The organism is Enterovibrio sp. FF113 (assembly GCF_041439165.1).
Classification (GTDB): Bacteria; Pseudomonadota; Gammaproteobacteria; order Enterobacterales; family Vibrionaceae; genus Enterovibrio; species Enterovibrio norvegicus_A.
Genome location: NZ_JBGONO010000033.1, coordinates 21,013 through 41,611 on the forward strand (window position 1 = coordinate 21,013; position 20,599 = coordinate 41,611).

Consider the following 20,599-nt stretch of genomic DNA (forward strand, 5'->3'; position numbering starts at 1 on the left):
GTACCATGCTTTTATATATCTTGGACATATTTGGAACCGCGATATTTGCGATTTCAGGCGTTTTGCTGGCTGGCAAACTTCGGATGGACCCATTCGGCGTGGTTGTGCTCGCGATGGTTACCGCGATTGGCGGTGGCACCATTCGAGACATGGCGCTGGGCGCGACACCCGTATTTTGGGTCAATGCCCCTGAATATCTATGGGTTATTCTCGTGACCTGCATTTTGTCACTGCTGATCATCCGACACCCTCGCCGCTTGCCTTGGTACTTCTTGCCCGTTGCCGATGCCATCGGCCTTGCCGTGTTTGTTGCGATTGGCGTTGATAAGGCGCTGAGCTATGGCGCTTCACCGTTGGTTGCCGTCATTATGGGCGTAATAACTGGCTGCGGTGGCGGCATTATTCGCGATGTCTTAGCAAGAGAAGTCCCCATGGTGTTACGTACTGAAGTTTACGCAACCGCCTGTATTGCAGGAGGCGTGGTGCACACTCTTGCGCTGGCTGCTAACGCTGACGTTGAAGTCGCCTCGATCTCAGGCATGATCACCACCTTGTCGATTCGACTTGCCGCGATTCGCTGGCACCTTTCTCTGCCAACGTTTGCCATCGGCAAGTAACCCTATACGTTCTGTTCAATGAAAAAACGCACGTCTTCCAACGTGCGTTTTTTTTATACTCCTCGCAGTTAAGTAAGCAATTTACTTTACTTAATTACAATGACGACTATTATGTAAACAAATAAGCTTACTTAATATAAAGCAGGAACCGATCATGAATAGCTATGTCGAACATGCCAACATCACCGTCAATAACCTCACCAACACCATCGCTTTTTTACGAACCGCCATGCCTGATTTCAAAGTGCGAGGAGAGGGCAGAGATGAACATTATGGTTGGTGTCACCTAGGTACTGACACCTCTTACATCGCGCTACAAGAGGTCGTCATTGATAAGCCTGTAGATCGAGTACCTTACCGTCAGCTTGGCGTTAATCACATTGGATTCGTCGTCGACGATGTCACGCTCGTCGCGGAAAAGCTAAAGGCGGCAGGCTTTGAAGAGGTGTCGTTTGAAAAAAGTCATCCCAGTCGAAAGCGCGCGTATTTCTTCGATACTGATGGCATTGAATGGGAGTTCATTGAATATCTAACTGATGCAATGGATAGCCGAAACGACTACGTGTTATAACGAAAAAGCAAAGGACTGCCGTTATGTATCAACCTCTCACATCAACAGGGCTTAAACTGATAAAGAAAAGCCATCGGTTTGCGCCCACCTTTGGACCTCGCCTGTCTAACCACCTGCCGATGGCCATCTTGGCAATGCAAAGGCTTGGTGCTTCCACCGACCAACTTAACGCAGAATATCAGCGCGCCTCTGATCATTTAGATCCACTAGGAGATGCTCAAGGGGTTAGCTCTCCAACCTTGGGTAACAAGGAGCACAACGCCAATTTCGTGGAATATTACCACCTCATGCAGCGTGAAATCGGGACAGAGGAAACCCTCAAGAAGACAATACCTTTTCTGCTACCTGGGATCTCTGCTGGCGCGTTTCATGGCGTGATCCGTTTAGCATACGCCGTCGAGTTAGATGATATTGACGAAATCAGTCATGCCCTCGCTTACTGGTCATCAGGATACACGCCTCTAGTCGATCTTTCTTTCCGACAGGGCCTTACTGCAGAAGCAGACTTAAACCATGCACTTTCGCTGTTTCATGATCAAACCTATAAAGAAGGGATCATCATCGATCATGTCGAAGAACTGATCACTTTGCCAACCTATCAGATCATTGCTAGCCAGCCTAATTCATTGTCATTAGAGGAGGTCGCGCGCATCGTGTTATCCCAATTTTCCGCAAGCAATGATTTTACCTTGCTACACGGCGTCACAGGTTTCCAAGCGCTCGTTTCTCTTTTTCCTTTCGTCGAAAATCAAGATCTTGCTCTGCATTATTTCTGGCAAGCCTATGTCGCAGCAGCTTGCACCGCAGCCTATCGAAAGCCCTATCAAGTTCTGCATTCAGAGGTTATTGCCAACTGGCCACATTGGTTCAAACAGGCGCTGGAAACGGACAACGACCACACCATCAAACTCACTTACAGCTGTGCTCGTCTTTATGATCGCTTCAAGCTACCTGAAGCTTTGTATGCGATCAAATACAGACTGGAGGCCAAATAATGAAAAATATCGCTATCGTCTATTTTTCACAAACAGGTACTACCGACATGATGGCGCAAGCCATTGCAAGTGGAGCTGAGAACAAAGGCGCACGCATTCTCGCTTACCGTATACAAGGGAAGGACATTCAAGAGGGCCGATTTAGAGACGCAGAACTGTTTGCTTCATTGCTCAACATGGATGCGATTATTTTTGGTTCACCGACCTACATGGGCGGTCCGGCAGCTCAATTTAAAGCATTTGCTGATGCCAGCAGTGAAACATGGTCTAAACAAGGATGGCACAACAAATTAGCCGCTGGTTTCACTATTGGTGGTAGCCCGTGTGGTGAGGTCCAGAGCACCGTGGAGTACTTTAATATTCTCGCCACTCAGCACAGCATGCTTTGGGTAGGAATGGATGCCCCTGATGGCTCAACCACTTGCAACTTCAATCGCTTAAACGCATCTATTGGAGCGATTTCTTTGTCTGAGGATAACAATGCATTGCACCCGGTGGACGTAAAAACGGCCATGAGATTAGGAGAGAGAGTGGCGGAGCTTCTCCCATAGAGGATACCCCTGCGGATACCTATCCCTTAGATAGAAAAAAGGCGCCATCAGGCGCCTTCTCAGTATTATCAATGACAACTTAAGCCAAGGTGATGCGGGCAAATTTGCGTTTACCTACTTGGTAAACTGAGGTGCCAGCAGCAGGAACCAGTTTGGTATCCTCAACTTTTTCACCGTCAATTTTCACCGCACCTTGGCGGATCATACGCATTGCATCAGACGTCGAACCCACTAGGTCAGCGTCTTTCAGAAGGTTTGCAATCGCTACGCCTTGCTCGAAAGAGAATTCAGCCATTTCTTCTGGCATCGCACCTTTTTGGAAACGATTGATGAATTCAGCTTCTGCTGCTTCTGCATCGGCTTCAGAGTGGAAGCGCGCAATGATTTCTTTTGCCAGTAAGATCTTCACATCACGTGGATTCTTGCCGCCTTCGATGTCCGCTTTAAATTGTGCAATTTCTTCCAATGGACGGAAAGACAACAATTCGAAGTAGCTCCACATCAAATCGTCAGAGATCGACATGATTTTACCGAACATCTCGTTAGGCACATCGCTGATACCGATATAGTTGTGCGCAGATTTGGACATCTTCTTCACGCCGTCCAGACCCACCAGCAACGGCATGGTGATCACAACTTGCTGCGATTGACCATTTTGCTTTTGTAGCTCACGGCCCATCAGTAAGTTGAACTTCTGATCCGTACCACCCAATTCAACATCCGCTTCAAGCGCTACAGAGTCATAACCCTGCAGAAGCGGGTAAATGAACTCATGGATCGCGATTGGCTGGTTGTTGCTGTAACGTTTTTTAAAGTCATCACGCTCTAGCATACGTGCAACCGTTGAACTAGCTGCCAGACGGATCATACCGTCTGTGCCAAGCTTGCTCAGCCAGCTTGAGTTAAATTCGATGCGCGTCTTAGCAGGATCCAAAATTTTGAAAATCTGCTCTTTATACGTTTCTGCGTTGCTCAGCACTTGCTCACGAGTCAGCGGCGGACGCGTTGCGTTCTTGCCACTTGGATCACCAACCATCGCGGTATAATCACCGATCAGGAAGATAACTTCATGGCCCAGCTCTTGAAAGGCACGCAGTTTATTCATGATCACAGTGTGACCTAAGTGAATATCAGGTGCCGTCGGATCCGCACCCAACTTAATACGAAGAGGACGGTTCTCTTTCAATTTTGCAATTAACTCCCCTTCAGGAATTAATTCCTCAACACCACGCTTAATTTCGGCTAGCGCGGCTTCAATGCTCGCCATATTTTATCGCTCCCACAGAATCGGCATTTTTTCGTAAGCCGACATACTACTTGAATAGCGAAGGTTTTTGAAACCAGTTAAACTTAAAGCAAGCTAAAACGAATTCACCGCCCGCTTTGATTCCACAAGGAAGTTGGCAATAACGATGTGCATTCGATTAAATTCATCTTCCTTAATGATTGTTTCTTAATGCCTGTTAATAAAATTGCTGCGCTACCTCGGCTTCACCAAATGTTGATCATGGCTCTCAGTGCATGTGTTGTACTGCTCATTGCTATTCCTACTGAATCGCCAGCTCAACATCCTGACGCCAAATTTGAAGTCGGAAAACTCTATCCGATCCCACTTGAAACTTCGTCTTTGTTGCCACCTGAAGGTGACACACAACCTAACCTGTCATTTACACCACTTGAATGGCACAAATTTAAAGTGCAGGCAGGTGACAGCCTCGCGGTCATTTTTGATCGTGTGGGTATCAGTCCAACCACGCTTTATCGACTCATCAGCAGTGACAAGGGTACTAAGTCCCTAGCCTCACTGAAAGTTGGCGATGAAATCCACTTAGGCTTTGATGAGAATGGTTTGTTTACTCAGTTAGTCCAGCCTAAGAATGCCAATGAAACATTGATTGTTAACCGCATTGGCAATGACTTTGCCTCCACGGTTGAAGAAAAAAACATTGATACTCAGATTAATTATGCGTCAGCCACCATTACCTCTAGTTTCTGGAATGCAGGGATCAGTGGCGGCTTAAGTGCTAATCAAATTATGGAGCTTGCCGGTCTTTTCGGCTGGGATATCGACTTTGCGCTAGATATTCGCCAAGGGGATCATTTCTCGGTTCTTTACGAAGAGCAATTGGTGGAAGGTGAAATGATTGGGCGTGGGGATATTTTGGCCGCCACCTTCACCAATCAGGGTGAAACCTTCACGGCGATTCGCTCAAAGTCAGGTAAATACTATGACGAGAAAGGCCGAGCGATGCGCAAAGCCTTCCTTCGCTCACCGGTGAACTTTCGCTATGTCAGTTCCAACTTCAATCCCCGTCGACTTCACCCCGTAACAGGGAAAGTGAGATCTCACCGAGGTACAGATTATGTTGCGCCGGTAGGAACACCGATCTGGGCTGCTGGTGATGGCGTGGTGATGAAATCAGCATATAACAAGTTTAACGGTCATTATGTATTCATTCGCCACACTTCCACCTATATCACCAAGTATCTCCACCTTACCAAACGTTCGGTGAAAACGGGACAGCGAGTAAAGCAGGGACAAACCATCGGCACGTTAGGCGGCACAGGACGCGTAACTGGCCCCCATTTGCACTACGAATTTTTGGTTAATGGCGCACATAAAAACCCGCGCACCGTCAAACTGCCGCAGGCGCAGTCATTATCTGGAAAACAAAAGACGGCATTTATTTCTCTGGCGCAAGACCGATTGGCACAGCTAAATAAATTCAGCCAACTGCTGGCCTCTATTGGCACATTAGAACGTAGCTCTTCTTAGTTTTTATCAACAAAAAATAGAGTGACAAAAAAGCAGCGCCATTGCGCTGCTTTTTTTGTCCTACGGTTTCAAACCTTAGTGTTGAGGTTCGACATCATGTTGTGACTTTGGGAGGGAGGACTTGTCCTCCATTTTCTCGACATCAGAGGTATAAGCATCAAAACTAAACACCTCCGGTGAGGCTTTAGGCTCTCGTGCCAGCATGAGTAAGCAAGGTGTTAGAACCAATGTCAGCACGGTTGAGAAAGCAAGGCCACCTGCAACAGCCGTTGCCAGTTGGGACCACCACTGCGTGCTTGGCGCACCAAATTCAACACCGCGATTAACCAAATCAACGTTCATTTCCAACACCATAGGCATCAGCCCTAAAATGGTCGTCACTGTGGTCAATAAGACAGGGCGAAGACGTTGAGCACCAGTTTGCAAGATAGCGTCGATTTTCGCCAATCCTTTGCGGCGAAGAACATTGTAGGTATCAATCAATACAATATTGTTGTTCACGACAATACCCGCCAAAGTGATCACGCCCACTCCCGACATGATAATGCCGAAAGGTCGCTGAAAGATGAGCAACCCGAGGAAAACACCGACCGTCGAGAACAACACCGCACTTAAGATCAAAAAGGCTTGATAGAAACTGTTGAATTGCGTGATGAGGATAATGGCCATTGCGCCAAGAGCCGCCAGAAATGCCATCATCAAAAAGGCCTGACTTTCATTCTGCTCTTCATTTTGGCCGCGCAGTGAAATACTCACACCATCCGGCAATACCATGGCATTAATTTGCTCATTCAGACCAGGCAGTTCCAAGCTTAGGTTGTAACCTTCCGCCATGTCAGCCATCACCTTGATCACTCGCTTACCATCAACACGATCGATATTGCCCTGCTTTTGCTCGGGAGTAATTTTGGCAAAATTAGTCAGCGGCACTAAGCCATACGCTGTTTTCACTCTCAACTCATCAAAACGACCTATGTCTCGCTTATCTTCTGGATAACGAACAAGAATATCCACTTCTTCACTGGAGTCATCCGGCAGGTAATCGCCAATTTTCAGGCCATTTGTCACAAACTGAACCGTATTGCCGACCATCGTTGCATCGGCACCAAAACGCGCAGCATCAGTGCGATTAATATCGATTGACCAGTCGATACCCGGCTTTGTGAGCGTGTCACTAAAGTTTGTGAAAGCAACATTTTGCGCCAACAAGGTACGGACCTGTTTAGCAACCGACTCAATGTTGTCACTGTTGGTCGAGATCACTTCAATCGAGAGATCATGTTCACTTGGCGGCCCTGCATCGGGTTTTTTGAACTCAAGTTCTAAACCGGAAAGATCCTCAGTTTTGACTCGAAGCTCTTCAATGATTTCTTTTACCTTACGGCGGTTCTGCCATTCGATGGGCTTCATCTGAATGATGCCAATCTCATCCTCTCCACCAGTGCGCGTGTACACACTGGCAATTTCGTCCATACCTAACACACGTTGCTCGACCTCTTTCATCAACGCATCTTGTTCATGAATAGATAAATCGCCATAGGAACGGACTTTAATATTGAAGAATGCGGGATCGACATCTGGGAAAAATTCAGTGCCTAATCCTGACTTGTTGTAAGCAAAACCGACCAAAAATGCGACCACAAAGGCGGCACACAATATTTTTATCGGGTGTTGAATTGCGGTCGACAAGGTTGAAATATATGCACGCGTGATCCCGCGAGCTTGCGTAAAGTCTCCATTTTCAAGTGCCTGCATTCTGTCTTGCTGAGGAGAGGTCAATGGCAAAGGTTTACCAACTAAACTCCCTAACACAGGAACAAACAACAAAGCCATAACAAGCGAAGCCGACAACGTGGCAATCAATGTGAGTGGCATATATTTCATGAACTCGCCAGTGATCCCCGGCCAAAACATAAGGGGAGCAAATGCGGCTAAAGTTGTTGCCGTTGATGCGATAATTGGCCACGCCATGCGGTGTGCCGCTTCGCGATAGGCTTGTTTTCTATGAATGCCTTCTCGCATGCGACGATCGGCATACTCGGTGACGACAATGGCACCATCCACCAGCAGACCAACGGCCATAATCAGCGCAAAAAGCACCACGATATTGATCGTAAGACCACTCAAGCCAAGAACGACTAACCCCGTAAGGAATGAACCAGGGATCGAAACGCCGACCAGAAAAGCAGTACGAGAGCCGAGTATGGCGATGATCACCACCACAACCAGCAACACCGCTGACAAAATGTTGTTTTGCAGATCCGTCAGCATCGAGCGAACATCTTCAGATCCGTCCCACGTATATTTCACTTGCAAGGCACCCGGCCATTGCGGTGAAGATTGGGCTTGCTCGAGAACGGTTTTAACGAGTTCAACGGTCTCAATAATATTTTCGCCTGCACGCTTTTTCACGTCCAGCACGACTGCGGGCTTACCATCAAGGCGCGCAAAACTTTCAGGATCTTTAAAGCTACGACGTACTGTCGCCACATCACCCACAGTGACCACTTGGGAGCCGTCAATCTTAATTGGCAGCTGAAGCACATCTTGTACCGTTTCAAAAACAGAAGGGACTTTGACAGAGAAACGACCATAACCTGTATCAACATAACCTGCCGCAACCACACGGTTGCTTCGATTCACCAGATCGTAAATATCCGCTTGGTCGAGGTCATAGCTTTCAAGCAATAAAGGTTCAATAATGATCTCGACAATGTCATCACGATCACCAGCGATCTCGACCTCAAGCACTTGCTTGAAGCCTTCCAGCTTTTCTTGTAATTCACGGGCGATTTTGACGATCGCACGTTCAGAAACATCACCATAAAGCGCAACCGACAATACAGGTTGCTGATTAGCGAACGTGACTTCATTCACCGTCGGCTCGTCGCTGTCATCTGGCAAACGCGGTTTCACCAAATCAACCGCTTCACGAACATCGGCCATGGCGAGATCGAGATCGACCCCTACATTGAATTCCAATGTGACAGAAGCATGACCTTCTGAAGCAATGGCAGTCATCTCTTTAATCCCCTCAATAGAACGCAACTCTTGTTCTATCGGGCGAACCAGCAGCCGTTCAGCATCTGACGGTGAAATGCCTTCATGGCTTACAGACACATAAATGACAGGGATAGTGATGTCAGGATCAGATTCTTTGGGTATGGTTTGGTATGTATAGATACCGGCTACCAGCAGAAAAAGCAGCAGGGTAACCATCGTACGAGTACGCGCTAAGGAGGCGTCAATCAGAGTTCTCATGCAAGGCTCTCCTTATTGCGTCTGCGACTGATGCACAGCATCAACCGTATCGCCATCACGCACGAAGCCTTGTCCTTTGGTGATCACATCAACTTGATCACCCAAACCCGATAACCACACACCGTTTTGCTCCGCTTTTACAACACGAGCAGCAACGAATGCGACTTTGTCATCTACCAACGTTTTAACGCCGAGATTACCTTGCTCATCAAGAGCCAATGCGGATGCGCTAAGTTTGACTGCTTGCTGAAGATCCAGCGCCAGATCAACCTCGGCACTGATACCCGCAGGCAGCAATTGCCGTGGGTTAGAAATTTCGAGTTCAATGGCGAAGGTATTGGTCGTTGGAGAAGCGATACTCGATTGATAGCGTAAATGACCTTCTTTCATCTCACCATTAACGAGCTTGATGCTAGCAGGTAATGAGGAATCAATTTGACTGATGTGCTGCTCAGAGACATCCGCCGTCACGATCAAGGGATCAAGGTCGATCAAGGTCGCCATCGGATCGCCGACTCCGAGGTAATCGCCCACTTCAACCATAACGTCATCAACGATGCCATCAAAAGGTGCACGAACCTCTGTGTGTGAAAGCGCCAATTCGATATTTTCGACATTAGCATTCGCTTCGACAAGGTTAGCTTCAGCCAATGAATAGGCCACCTCACCCTGCAAGCCTTTTTTCTTTAGAGACTTTGCAGCATTGAATTCTTTTTGGCGAACTGACAACAAAGCTTTAGATCGCGCGAGCTGGGCGGCACGATCGCCTTTGTCTATAAAAACGAGCAAGTCACCTTGCTTCACTGCCGCACCTTTTCTCACATCCACCTTGATAACACGACCATCTGCTTCAGCTGAAATAGTGGCATCTCTATCAGGCGCAGTTCGGCCATAAAGTGAAATAGAACGCGTAATAGGTTCTGCGTAAAACGTTTCAACAGAGACTTTGGTGAGCGGTGCGCTCTGCACTTCATTTGGTTCAGAAGAAGGCGTCGTCGCGTTACTGGAGCCACTACTGACCCAAAACACGAGAATAATGAGAAGAACCAAGGAAATTATCCAAGGTCGCTGAGATAAATAAGACGCTTTTACGCCTGCATTAGCCATACTAGTTCATCCTGACGTGGTTACTGCAGAAAAAGAAAACGGGCACTGATCCATCCGGCCCGTTACAAGAGAATTTAATTGCTACAAATAGTAGCGATCAACACCTCTTGATGTGTCTTATCATTTATACACTGAATGATGCACCACAACCACAAGTGGTGGTCGCATTTGGATTGTTAATGAAAAAACGTGAGCCCTCTAACCCTTCTGTGTAATCGACTTCTCCGCCAATTAAATACTGTAGGCTCATTGGATCGACCACCAATGTGACGCCACACTTCTCAATGACCATATCTCCGTCATTGACCTTTTCATCAAAGGTGAAACCGTATTGGAAGCCACTACAGCCGCCACCCGTAATATAGACACGCAGCTTCAGGTTTGGGTTTTCCTCTTCCTGGATCAGCGTTTTTACCTTGTTCGCCGCTGTCTCAGAAAATTGCAACGGCAAATTGGTATCGCTCATTTCGACCTCACATAACTTCTTTTATATAAGCGCATTATCTAATACCTGACTAATTCGTTCAAGTATTCGTCTTGGTTAGAAAACATGTTGTTTAATATACGCCAAGTTTAAGATGTATACCGCATCAACCATCTCGCCACATTACACTGTATCTCGTACAATACGTAGCGACAGAAATCCAACGATCATATGGCCTAGGAAAGAACCATGACCAAATCAGCCGAGTTGTTCCAACAAGCACGCAAAACCATTCCTGGTGGCGTCAATTCACCTGTTCGCGCTTTCGCTGGCGTTGGCGGTGACCCGATTTTTATTGAGCGTGCTGACGGCGCATACATTTACGATGCCGATGGTAAAGCTTACATAGACTATGTGGGCTCTTGGGGCCCAATGATCCTTGGTCACAATCACCCTGCGATCCGTGATGCCGTGATTGAAGCCGCGCAAAATGGCTTGAGTTTTGGTGCACCCACTGCACGTGAAATCACACTAGCCGAATTAGTCAGTCAGTTGGTGCCATCAATGGAAATGGTACGTATGGTCAGCTCAGGCACGGAAGCGACCATGAGTGCTATTCGTCTGGCGCGTGGCTTTACCCACCGCGACAAATTCATCAAGTTTGAAGGTTGCTATCACGGTCATGCCGATTGCCTACTCGTGAAAGCGGGCTCTGGTGCGCTGACGCTGGGCGAACCGACTTCTCCAGGCGTTCCGGCCGATTTTGCCAAGCATACTCTGACATGCACCTTTAACGATCTCGATTCTGTTCGTGCTGCCTTCGAGCAATATCCGGATGAGATTTCCAGCATTATTGTTGAGCCTGTAGCTGGCAACATGAACTGTATTTTGCCTCAGCCAGGTTTCCTTGAAGGTCTTCGTGCACTGTGTGACGAATTTGGCGCATTGTTGATTTTTGATGAAGTGATGACCGGGTTCCGTGTCGCGCTGGGTGGAGCTCAAGCACATTACGGCATTAAGCCAGACCTCACTACACTAGGCAAAGTGATCGGTGGCGGAATGCCAGTCGGTGCATTCGGTGGTCGTCGTGACGTGATGGAATACATCGCGCCGACAGGCCCTGTATATCAAGCCGGTACCTTGTCTGGTAACCCAGTGGCGATGGCCGCAGGTGAAGCAGCACTGTCGGCATTGCGCCAAGAAGGCAACGAAGCACAACTGGCTGAGATGACTAAACGCCTGGCAGAAGGCTTCAAAACAGCAGCGCAGAAACACGGTATTGCACTGGCAACCAATCAAGTGGGTGGCATGTTCGGCTTCTTCTTTACGGACAAAGAAAGCATTACCTGTTTCGCCGACGTGCAGCAATGTGACATCGAGAAATTTAAGCGCTTCTTCCACCTGATGCTGGATGAGGGCGTTTATCTTGCACCGTCGGCGTTTGAAGCAGGCTTTACCTCATTAGCGCACGGTGAGAAAGAGCTCGCAGCAACATTAGTAGCAGCCGATCGCGCATTTGCGAAACTCGCTAGCGAGTAATAGAAATACATTAATTGAATACGAAGCGGAGCCAAAAGCGCTCCGCTTTTTATTGCCAGAAAATCAGCACTAAAACGGCAAGTACCGCTATATAGATAAGCGGCAGATTAAGCTTTCGTCTTTTTTTGGACTCACACTGCCCATCACAACACCCCATGCTCACTGACCCCTCATGTATTTTCAGATACTGTCACACCACAAACGTCACTGACTCGCAAAAGTACATTGATAAGAACAAATTGATAATTTGCACTTTTTCCTTAATTTGTCACAACGTATCATACGCTTCACACTACACTGTTCACCAGACTGACTGGCGCGAAATAAGGAACCTACTAGTGGCATCATCTTTCAAGATCGAACCAAGACACTGGACGCTTATCGGTGCATTGGCACTGTCTTCGTACGCGTGTTACGCCCTTATCGCTCCGTATATGGGGTCAATTGTGCTCGCGTTTATCGTGTCACTACTCTTTCTCCCATTACACAGCCGCATAGATCACCGCCTAAAATCGCACCCCAACCTCTCAGCCGCCTTGTCTTGTACACTCCTGACAGTGATGATTATCATCCCGATGATCTTTGTCGCTGCCGCAATTTTACGTCAAGGTATCACCTTTTTTACGGGCTCTTATGAATGGTTAAGTACTGGCGGTGCAAAAGAGATCCTGTCTATGCCTTTAGTAAAAACGGGCCTTGGTGCGCTAAACAAATACCTGCCCTTTGACTCCATTGACCCTCAAGAACTTATCTCTCGTGCGGCATCCACAGTCTCTTCTCTGAGCTCTGAAATGATAGGTATGAGTTCACAGGTCTTAGGGGATGTCACCGGCATGTTTGTCAACTTCTTGTTGATGTTGTTTGTGTTGTTTTTCTTGTTGCGCGACCACGAGAAAATCATTCAATTGCTTCGTCATGTCAGCCCACTGTCGCGCAGCCAAGAAGATACCTTGCTCGATGAAGTAGAAAGTGTCGCCAAGTCTGCGGTATTAGGGTCGTTTCTTACGGCATTAGCACAAGGCTTTGTTGGCGGTTTTGCAATGTGGCTAGCTGGCTTCCCTGGGCTATTTTGGGGAACCATGATGGGATTCGCATCATTCATTCCTGTGGTAGGTACAGCGCTGATTTGGCTGCCCGCAGCCGGATATCTCTTGCTCATCGGACAATGGGAATGGGCGGCATTTCTTGTTGGATGGGGCGTCATTGTCGTTGGCTCCGTCGACAATATCTTAAGGCCATTGCTGATGCAGGGTAACTCCGGCATGAATACGTTGCTGATCTTCTTTTCTTTGATCGGCGGCTTGCAGGTTTATGGGTTAATGGGACTCATTTATGGCCCCATTATTTTCTCCGTCACTTTAGTGCTTTTCCGCATGTATGAAGCTGAATTTCATCATTTCCTAGAAAAGCAGGACAACTCTTAATTGCCAGACCATTGCGCGGGTTATTTTCACAAGCCAAGCTTTGTGGGAGAATCCGCGCTCTCATTTGTCACCCCCTGAGGCGTACATGTCATACAGCACCCCAAGCCAAGTAGTGGCTCGTCAACTTGAATACTTTGAAGGCAAACATGTGCTGCTTGCCGGTGAACTGGAAGACACATTTGCCACAGAGTTGGTTAGTTGCGCCGAAAGCGTCAGCATTTTCACAACCAACCTCGCCTACGCCAATCAAATGCGCCGTTACGATTCACTCAATGTGCAATTTGGTGAAGCCTATGAGGCCATGCCCAATGTAGACATGGTGCTACTGTATTGGCCAAAAGCGAAAGCAGAAGCAGAGTTCTTGTTGTCGATGCTGATGGCAGCACTGGGTCAAGATACCGAAATCGTCGTCGTTGGTGAAAACCGCAGTGGCGTACGAAGCATTGAAAAAATGTTCGCCCCTTACGGTAAAGTCACCAAGTTTGATTCAGCAAGACGCTGTGGATTCTACTGGGGTCAATGCGTTAACGAACCTTCCCCGTTTATTCTCGCTGATTGGTTTAAGAGCTATCCGCTTCACCTTGGTGAGCAAACGCTTACCATCCGCTCGCTACCGGGTGTATTTAGCCATGGAGAGCTCGATGTAGGAAGCCAGTTATTGCTCGATACATTGCCGACACTCAAGGGTGATGTATTCGATTTTGGCTGCGGTGCAGGAGTGATTGGTGCTGCCATCAAACTACGTTATCAGACGGTCAATATCACGATGGCTGATATCAGCGCATTAGCCGTTGCATCAGCACGAGAAACATTGCGCTTTAACCAACTCGATGGCAACGTACTCGCTTCTGATGTTTACAGCGAAATCTCATCAACATTCGACCATATCGTCAGTAATCCACCGTTTCATGCTGGTCTGAAAACCCATTATGCAGCGACAGAAACATTCTTGCAGCACGCGCCCCAATTTCTAAATCGACAAGGTCAGCTCACCGTTGTCGCCAATAGTTTTCTGCGTTATCCGCCGTTTATTGAGGCCGCATTTGGCCATTGCGACACGCCAGCTAAGAACAACAAATTCGCCATCTATCACGCCATCAAAACCGCATAACCCCTACAGGGGCTGGCTTACAGCCCCTCGTCAAAAACGTTAATTTTGCGTCGTCACACGAACTTCACTCACAACTTGCTTGCCAACAATAATTAAGTCCGTATAAGGGCTGAAGATGGATTTTATTGATATGTACCTCACCGAATAGACGTCAATTTCGACAAAACCGGCGGTCATACGACATTTTTTGATTTCACTTTGTCAGGCAGAGACATGCATAAAAAACAGAAGTTCAAGCGGCTTCAGCATACGCTGATGCTCGCTTTTCTTGTGCTGAGTATTACCCCCCTTACCCTGCTGGCTATTTTCTTTCTAGAATCACACAGCAGTGATTTGGAACAGCAAAGCACAACTCACCTCGCGTTCCTCCGAGATAACAAAAAAGAACAAATCATCAGCTACTTTGATGCGCGTTATTCCGAGGTCAATGCTTTCTCACGCTCAGAACTTGCCACTGCTAGTGGTGGTCGCTTCTATGGGTTAGTGGCAGCCTTTCATCAACTAGGGAAAAGCAAAGAAGAAGCACGAGAAGTGGCTCGACTACGCTATGTCGAAAATCCAGATAACCCATTAGTCGCCGGCTCCAACGACAGCAATTTTATCGGTAGCGAGCGCTATAGGTTGCTTCATAAACGCTACGATTGGGCTTATAAAGAACATCTTAAGCGTTCAGATTTCTCTGATATTTTACTGGTTGATATCATGGGGAATGTTGTCTATTCAGCGCTAAAAGATGAAAAATTTGGCGCTAACTTACTTGAAAATAAATGGCAAAATACGCCAGTGGGCAACACTTTTGCCAATATTCAAAGCCAAATAAATACGCCCATTGCCGATACTGACAAAAACCCAATCGCATTTACCGACTTTAGCCAAGAGGCGAACGGTGACATCGTCGCATGGTTTGCTGCGCCAATCACTCAGCAAGGGTATTTGCACAGTTACGCCTTACTAAAACTGCCAAACACAGCGCTGGTTGACATGCTCAACAAGGCGCCCAGTGAAAAGGGATACATCAGTACTCTTGTTGTAGGTTCAGATCAAATCCCTCGTAACATGGAAACCAAGGAGCCGCTAATCGCGGTTAATAGCAGTGCAGTCGCAGCGGCACTAGCAGGTGCGCGTGATGTCGGCAGCTTTTTAGGTTCTGAAAACCAGAGTGTCTTAGGCGCCTACTCACCCGTGCTCATCCATGACAAAATATGGGCAATTATTCTTGAGCTACCAGAAGAAGAGGCGTTTGCGCGTATCTATCAACTCGAGAAAATCTTTATCGTGGTCATGGTTGTTGCCATTTTCTTGGTTGTTCTCGCCTCACACCTTCTTTCAAACTCCATCACAGCACCTCTACTTCGGCTTACATGGGCCGCAGAGCAAGTATCTGCCGGCGATCTCGACCAGAAGATCAGCAGCACCGATCGTGAAGACGAAATAGGTCGCCTGGCAGTCAGTTTTGCGCGGATGCAACGTTCGGTACGCGAAAAATTGGCGCTCATTAGAGAGCAAAATAAAGAACTTGAACAAAATATTCAGTTAATCAAAACCAAAAATGAAGAACTCCAGCAAGCTGACCGCATGAAAGATGACTTTCTGGCGACAACCTCCCATGAACTTCGAACACCGCTTCACGGCATGGTTGGCATTGCTGAATCGATGCTTGCTGGCGCTGAAGGGCCACTGCCTGAGCGTCATAAACATCAACTTCAGATGATCATTAACAGTGGTGATCGTTTATCGAACTTAGTCGACGACCTATTGGATTATCATAAGATGCGTTATGGCAGTCTCGATATCTCACCACAAGCGGTCGATACGGCGAATGCTGTGCGTTTAGTTATTGAACTTTCAAGCCACCTGCTTGGTGGTAAGCCTGTACGAATCATCAATCAAGTACCGATTGACTTACCTCTGGTTCGAGCTGACGAACAGCGCCTCGAACAAGTGCTATACAATTTAATCGGCAATGCTATTAAATACACTGACGAAGGCAAGATTATCATTTCGGCCACGGTCCTCGAAGGACAGCTGCGTATTCAGGTTGTCGATACCGGTCAAGGTATACCATCTGATCAACTTGAATACATCTTCGAGCCTTTAACTCAGGCTAAATCAGGAACAACCGTCTATCGCCAAGGTGCCGGATTGGGACTATCTATTAGTCGACAGCTTATCGAAATAATGGGTGGCCAACTCTATGTCAGCAGCCAGCCTATGGTTGGCGCTACTTTCAGTTTTACGCTCCCTATTGCAACCGAAGAAGACAAAGCAAAGACGCGACTGGCTAACAACGTTCACTTTGCAGCACCAAGAGTAGAGCTAGAACGTCATGAGCTCACCCAATTGCCCGACAACCCAAATGGACCATTGATCCTTGTTGTCGATGACGAACCGGTTAATTTACAAATACTAAATAACTTTCTTCGCCTAGAGGGTTATCGCGTCAAGGCTGTGGAAAATGGCCGTCAAGCAATCGAGTCTGTCACCCAAGAAAAGCCGATGCTTATGCTACTCGATGTCATGATGCCGGAGCTTAGCGGCTATGACGTGTGTGCTCACTTACGCGAGCACTATAGTCGTGCCGACCTTCCCATTATCATGTTATCAGCCCTAGGGCAGGTGCAAGACAAGGTGAAAGGATTTGATGCTGGCGCAAATGACTACCTAACGAAGCCGTTCAATAAAGATGAATTAAGTGCGCGTATTCGTGCTTATATCAACGCTTCATTGACAGAGCAAGAACGTGAGAACAATCGTCAATTAGTCAAGGAGATACACTTCCGAGAGCAAGTCGAAGCGGGGTTGAGAGAAGTACAAAACCGACTTTTAGGACTGTTAGATTCCGCTTCAGAAGCCATTCTATGTGTCCAAGAAAACGGCAGGATAAGTTACGCAAATGACGCATGCAATTCGGTATTCAAACTCAGTGCGGAACAAATTGAGCGTCACAACATTGATGACTTCCTTGCCATGGCACTGCCTGAAACAGAATCAAGTCGCGGACATTATAGTGGCCAACTTCGCTTTAAAGTCGATGGTGATATCATCAATATCGATACTGACGTGATCACCCTGCCGGAAACGTCAGGCCTCCGAATGATGCTGCTGTTAAACACGGGAGAAAAAACCTCATCACATCGAGTTCAACTGCTTGAAAGTGCGGTAGAAGCCCTATCAGAATATGCATTTGATGGGGACCAAAACCAATTGCAGCAACTTAGGGAACTCGGTGGTGAATTCACACGTATGGCAGACAAATTCTCCGGTGACAAACCTGACAAAGGCGACGTATTGCGTGAAACATTGGTAAAAGTCATGCTCATTACGCTCAACTACTGGAATAACGCAACCGGAAAGACGAAATTTGACCTCGCAGAAGAGAGCGGCTTGTGGCGCGTCTATCTCGACAGAAGCACCCTACAAACGCGAACGCTGGACAAATATCTACACACAGAGACGGTACCTAAATCACCCCGTTGGCGCACTGTCATCAATACGATTGATTTTGTCCTCGAGCGCTGCAGTGATGACACCAAAGAGAGGCAAGAAGTCGTGCAACTACGCGATAAACTGCAATCACTCATCACTCGCTAAATTCATCGATACAAGCCCCTTAAACGGGGCTTTTTTCACAAAAACTCAAAGCCCTCCTCAAAACAACTCACCATTTTAAAATCTCATGATGCCTGTGCCTGTGCCTGTGCCTGTGCCTGTGCCTGTGCCTGTGCCTGTGCCTGTGCACAAATGATAAAGCACCAGCGCATCAAACAAGACAATTCTGGCTACGGAAGAACAATACTCCCTACGATAGCGTTTCAAAGGCAGACTTAGACGTACACACCAAACAATACAGATGGGAACACTAAGCTAATGGTGACAGGTGATCATTTAACTTATTTCACGCTGCGAATAGCACCAACTGGCAACACTATTGATGGTTCCACCTGAGCAAGAAAACGCATATATAAGTGGTCAACATTCACTCATAACAAAAAATGAATCAAGACAAGTTCTGTTTCTGAGAAGAAAATCACAACAAAGCAACTCGTGTAATTTTCAGCAAAAAATTAACGAACAAAGTAAATGAAGATCAAGATCACGACAATAGTTAAATACGAATACAGTCAGTAAAATAAAGGGCTTAGGGGTTAGCAATCACTAACAAAGATGCAATAGAAACACTGCCAAAGTGCATTAATTGACCTACATCAATAGGATTCCAACACCGTTAAAATCGTCAAAATTAACGTTTTTGACGCGACACCCTCGAGTTTTAACGTTTTTAACGGGCAGGTCAATTGACCCAAAACCGGAACCGGAGTTTCCTAACGTTGCACTGAGCCTGCACGGCCATGTGAGTATCCAAGTTCACTTGTTGGGATATTCATAGCGGGTAACGGCCTGACCAGAGATAAAAAGGTCAGATTGAAGTGAAACAAAAGCAACTAGTAAGGAACAGCTATGCTTGCCAATCTAAAGAAAAAACATCTAGCAGTTGCCATCGTCGCGGCCGCAGCGTCTGTAATGACAGTACCAACTGTTAGCGCTGCTGATAGAACGGAACTGACTGTAGTACCTGACTTCTACCCACAACTTGTTCGTAACTTCAACCCGTTCCTACAGAACAACCTGAAGAGCACATTGGATTTCGTGTACGAGCCATTGGTTATCTTTAACCAACTGGACGGCAACACGCCAACTATGCGTCTGGCGAAGGACTACACGATTTCAGATGACCTAAAAACGGTTACTTTTGAAATCCGTGACGGTGTTCAATGGTCTGACGGTACGCCTTTCACTGCAGAAGATGTTGCATACACTTACAACCTCATCCGCGAAAATGCAGCGATTGACCTTGCAGGTAACGCAGCCCTTATCACTGACGTTTCAGTGAAAGGCAACAGCGTAGCAATCACTCTGAAAGAAGCTAACTCTTCAGCGCCATTCAAACTGGTTCAAACACCAATCGTTCCTAAGCACATCTGGAGCAAGATTGACAAGCCAGAAGCGTTTGCGAATGAAAACCCAGTAGGTACTGGTCCTTTCACTGAAGTTGATACCTTCACTAGCAACTTGTATGTTCAGTGTCAGAACCCGAACTACTGGGATGCAGCAAACCTAGAAATCGACTGTCTGCGTATGCCTCTGATCACTAACAATGACGGCCTTCTGTCTAAAATTGTTGCTTCTGAGCTAGACTGGACTTCTTCGTTCATTCCTGACATTGACGCTGTTTACGCTTCAGTAAACAAGAACCACAAATACTGGCCAGCGCCAGTAGGTAGTTCAGTTAACCTTTTGGTTAACTTCGAACACCCAGATGCAGCGAAAAACGAAGCATTGACTAACGTTGATTTCCGTCGCGCTATGTCTACTGCTATCGACCGTCAGTCAATCATCGATATCGCGTTCTATGGTGCGGGCACGCCGAACCATTCTGCGGCAGGTATTGCAGCGCTTTACCAAAGCTGGTCAGACTCTGACACTTTCAACAGCGCTAAAGTTTACAACACCTACAACGTTGAAAAATCTAAAGCATTGCTGAAAAAAGCGGGCTTTAAAGACATCAACGGCGACGGTTTTGTTGAAACGCCATCAGGTAAGAGTTTTGAGCTTGAAGTTCAAACACCTTCTGGCTGGACTGACTGGAACAACACTTCACAACTAGCAGCAGAGAACTTGGCTGACGCTGGTATCAAAGTGAAAGCAGTTACTCCTGATTTCTCTGTGTACAACGAAAAAATGGCTGGTGGTCTTTTTGACGTAGCTCTAACGAACTACTTCACTGGTCCAGATCCACACCAAACTTGGGATACTGGTTTCCACTCACGTTTCATGGGTAAGCAAGGCAACCCACGTTTCGCGATGCACCGTTTCCAAAACGCAGAGCTTGATCAGTTGCTAGAGAGCTTCTACGCAACGGCAGACAAATCAGAGCAAATGGAAGTTGCACACAAGATTGAGAAAATCCTTTCTGACAATCAAGTAGTCATTCCTGTTCTTTCTGCTGCTTCAATGTATCAGTTCAACGAAACTCGCTTTACTGGCTGGTGGGATGCGGACAACGCAAAAGGTCGTCCAATGATTTGGCAGGGTACGCCAGAACGTCTTCTGCACATTCTAGACCTCAAGCCTAAATCGTAATATCCAAAATCTGGCGGTGCGTTCGCACCGCCTCTTTCCAAAGATAGGCTATCAGTACTTTTGACCTCGGAGTTTCTATTTC

The 20,599-nt window shown here is 47.0% G+C and carries 14 protein-coding genes; 10 read left to right on the plus strand and 4 right to left on the minus strand.

Annotated elements, in window-relative coordinates; translation table 11 throughout:
- Positions 1 to 5: 5 nt before the first annotated feature.
- The 4 genes from ACED36_RS20340 to ACED36_RS20355 all read left to right on the plus strand — a co-directional run bounded on the left by ACED36_RS20340 (position 6) and on the right by ACED36_RS20355 (position 2,734).
- On the plus strand, positions 6 to 617 hold the full coding sequence (locus ACED36_RS20340) for a TRIC cation channel family protein (protein ID WP_016961744.1): 612 nt from the start codon (positions 6 to 8) through the stop codon (positions 615 to 617).
- 154 nt (positions 618 to 771) lie between these two features.
- The gene (locus ACED36_RS20345) at positions 772 to 1,188 is read left to right on the plus strand and encodes a VOC family protein (protein WP_016961746.1); all 417 of its coding nucleotides are present in this window, start codon (positions 772 to 774) and stop codon (positions 1,186 to 1,188) included.
- Positions 1,189 to 1,211: 23 nt separating this feature from the next.
- Entirely contained in the window at positions 1,212 to 2,183 is a 972-nt protein-coding gene (locus ACED36_RS20350) for a questin oxidase family protein (RefSeq protein WP_017004560.1), read from the plus strand.
- Positions 2,183 to 2,734, plus strand: a complete 552-nt coding sequence (locus ACED36_RS20355; protein ID WP_017004559.1) for a flavodoxin family protein — start codon at positions 2,183 to 2,185, stop codon at positions 2,732 to 2,734. The genes ACED36_RS20350 and ACED36_RS20355 overlap by 1 nt, the downstream gene beginning before the upstream one ends.
- Before the next feature lie 79 nt (positions 2,735 to 2,813).
- Here the strand turns inward: ACED36_RS20355 and tyrS are convergent, their stop codons facing one another.
- Positions 2,814 to 4,001: a tyrosine--tRNA ligase gene (gene tyrS / locus ACED36_RS20360; RefSeq protein ID WP_017004558.1), complete on the minus strand. Its 1,188-nt coding sequence runs from the start codon at positions 3,999 to 4,001 to the stop codon at positions 2,814 to 2,816.
- 189 nt (positions 4,002 to 4,190) lie between these two features.
- Between tyrS and ACED36_RS20365 the strand changes: the two genes are divergently transcribed.
- Positions 4,191 to 5,510 carry a peptidoglycan DD-metalloendopeptidase family protein gene (locus tag ACED36_RS20365; RefSeq protein WP_016961751.1) on the plus strand — a complete coding sequence of 440 codons (1,320 nt, stop codon included), beginning with the start codon at positions 4,191 to 4,193 and terminating at the stop codon, positions 5,508 to 5,510.
- A 75-nt stretch (positions 5,511 to 5,585) separates the two neighbouring features.
- On the opposite strand, the gene ACED36_RS20370 is transcribed toward ACED36_RS20365, so the two are convergent.
- From ACED36_RS20370 to erpA, 3 genes are all read right to left on the minus strand, one after another.
- Complete coding sequence (locus ACED36_RS20370; RefSeq protein ID WP_016961752.1) at positions 5,586 to 8,771, minus strand: efflux RND transporter permease subunit; 3,186 nt, start codon at positions 8,769 to 8,771, stop codon at positions 5,586 to 5,588.
- Between the two features lie 12 nt (positions 8,772 to 8,783).
- A complete protein-coding gene (locus tag ACED36_RS20375) occupies positions 8,784 to 9,878 on the minus strand; it encodes an efflux RND transporter periplasmic adaptor subunit (protein ID WP_016961753.1) in 1,095 nt (364 codons plus the stop codon).
- A gap of 124 nt (positions 9,879 to 10,002) precedes the next feature.
- Positions 10,003 to 10,344, minus strand: coding sequence for an iron-sulfur cluster insertion protein ErpA (gene erpA, locus ACED36_RS20380; protein WP_016961754.1), 342 nt, complete (start codon positions 10,342 to 10,344; stop codon positions 10,003 to 10,005).
- A gap of 207 nt (positions 10,345 to 10,551) precedes the next feature.
- Here erpA and hemL point away from each other — a divergent pair, with 207 nt between their 5' ends.
- From hemL to ACED36_RS20405, 5 genes are all read left to right on the plus strand, one after another.
- A complete protein-coding gene (gene hemL / locus ACED36_RS20385; protein ID WP_016961755.1) occupies positions 10,552 to 11,841 on the plus strand; it encodes a glutamate-1-semialdehyde 2,1-aminomutase in 1,290 nt (429 codons plus the stop codon).
- Between the two features lie 338 nt (positions 11,842 to 12,179).
- A complete protein-coding gene (locus ACED36_RS20390) occupies positions 12,180 to 13,265 on the plus strand; it encodes an AI-2E family transporter (protein ID WP_016961757.1) in 1,086 nt (361 codons plus the stop codon).
- 85 nt (positions 13,266 to 13,350) lie between these two features.
- Positions 13,351 to 14,376, plus strand: coding sequence for a 16S rRNA (guanine(1207)-N(2))-methyltransferase RsmC (gene rsmC / locus ACED36_RS20395; RefSeq protein WP_016961758.1), 1,026 nt, complete (start codon positions 13,351 to 13,353; stop codon positions 14,374 to 14,376).
- 213 nt (positions 14,377 to 14,589) lie between these two features.
- Positions 14,590 to 17,967 carry a response regulator gene (locus ACED36_RS20400; RefSeq protein ID WP_016961759.1) on the plus strand — a complete coding sequence of 1,126 codons (3,378 nt, stop codon included), beginning with the start codon at positions 14,590 to 14,592 and terminating at the stop codon, positions 17,965 to 17,967.
- Between the two features lie 867 nt (positions 17,968 to 18,834).
- Positions 18,835 to 20,517: an ABC transporter substrate-binding protein gene (locus tag ACED36_RS20405; protein ID WP_016961760.1), complete on the plus strand. Its 1,683-nt coding sequence runs from the start codon at positions 18,835 to 18,837 to the stop codon at positions 20,515 to 20,517.
- The last annotated feature ends 82 nt before the right edge of the window (positions 20,518 to 20,599 follow it).

Bases quoted from the DNA above. Each gene is read 5' to 3' on its own strand.
- ACED36_RS20340 (WP_016961744.1), top strand. From the start codon at position 6: ATGCTTTTATATATCTTGGACATATTTGGAACCGCGATATTTGCGATT.
- ACED36_RS20345 (WP_016961746.1), top strand. From the start codon at position 772: ATGAATAGCTATGTCGAACATGCCAACATCACCGTCAATAACCTCACC.
- ACED36_RS20350 (WP_017004560.1), top strand. From the start codon at position 1,212: ATGTATCAACCTCTCACATCAACAGGGCTTAAACTGATAAAGAAAAGC.
- ACED36_RS20355 (WP_017004559.1), top strand. From the start codon at position 2,183: ATGAAAAATATCGCTATCGTCTATTTTTCACAAACAGGTACTACCGAC.
- tyrS (WP_017004558.1), bottom strand. From the start codon at position 4,001: ATGGCGAGCATTGAAGCCGCGCTAGCCGAAATTAAGCGTGGTGTTGAG.
- ACED36_RS20365 (WP_016961751.1), top strand. From the start codon at position 4,191: ATGCCTGTTAATAAAATTGCTGCGCTACCTCGGCTTCACCAAATGTTG.
- ACED36_RS20370 (WP_016961752.1), bottom strand. From the start codon at position 8,771: ATGAGAACTCTGATTGACGCCTCCTTAGCGCGTACTCGTACGATGGTT.
- ACED36_RS20375 (WP_016961753.1), bottom strand. From the start codon at position 9,878: ATGGCTAATGCAGGCGTAAAAGCGTCTTATTTATCTCAGCGACCTTGG.
- erpA (WP_016961754.1), bottom strand. From the start codon at position 10,344: ATGAGCGATACCAATTTGCCGTTGCAATTTTCTGAGACAGCGGCGAAC.
- hemL (WP_016961755.1), top strand. From the start codon at position 10,552: ATGACCAAATCAGCCGAGTTGTTCCAACAAGCACGCAAAACCATTCCT.
- rsmC (WP_016961758.1), top strand. From the start codon at position 13,351: ATGTCATACAGCACCCCAAGCCAAGTAGTGGCTCGTCAACTTGAATAC.
- ACED36_RS20400 (WP_016961759.1), top strand. From the start codon at position 14,590: ATGCATAAAAAACAGAAGTTCAAGCGGCTTCAGCATACGCTGATGCTC.
- ACED36_RS20405 (WP_016961760.1), top strand. From the start codon at position 18,835: ATGCTTGCCAATCTAAAGAAAAAACATCTAGCAGTTGCCATCGTCGCG.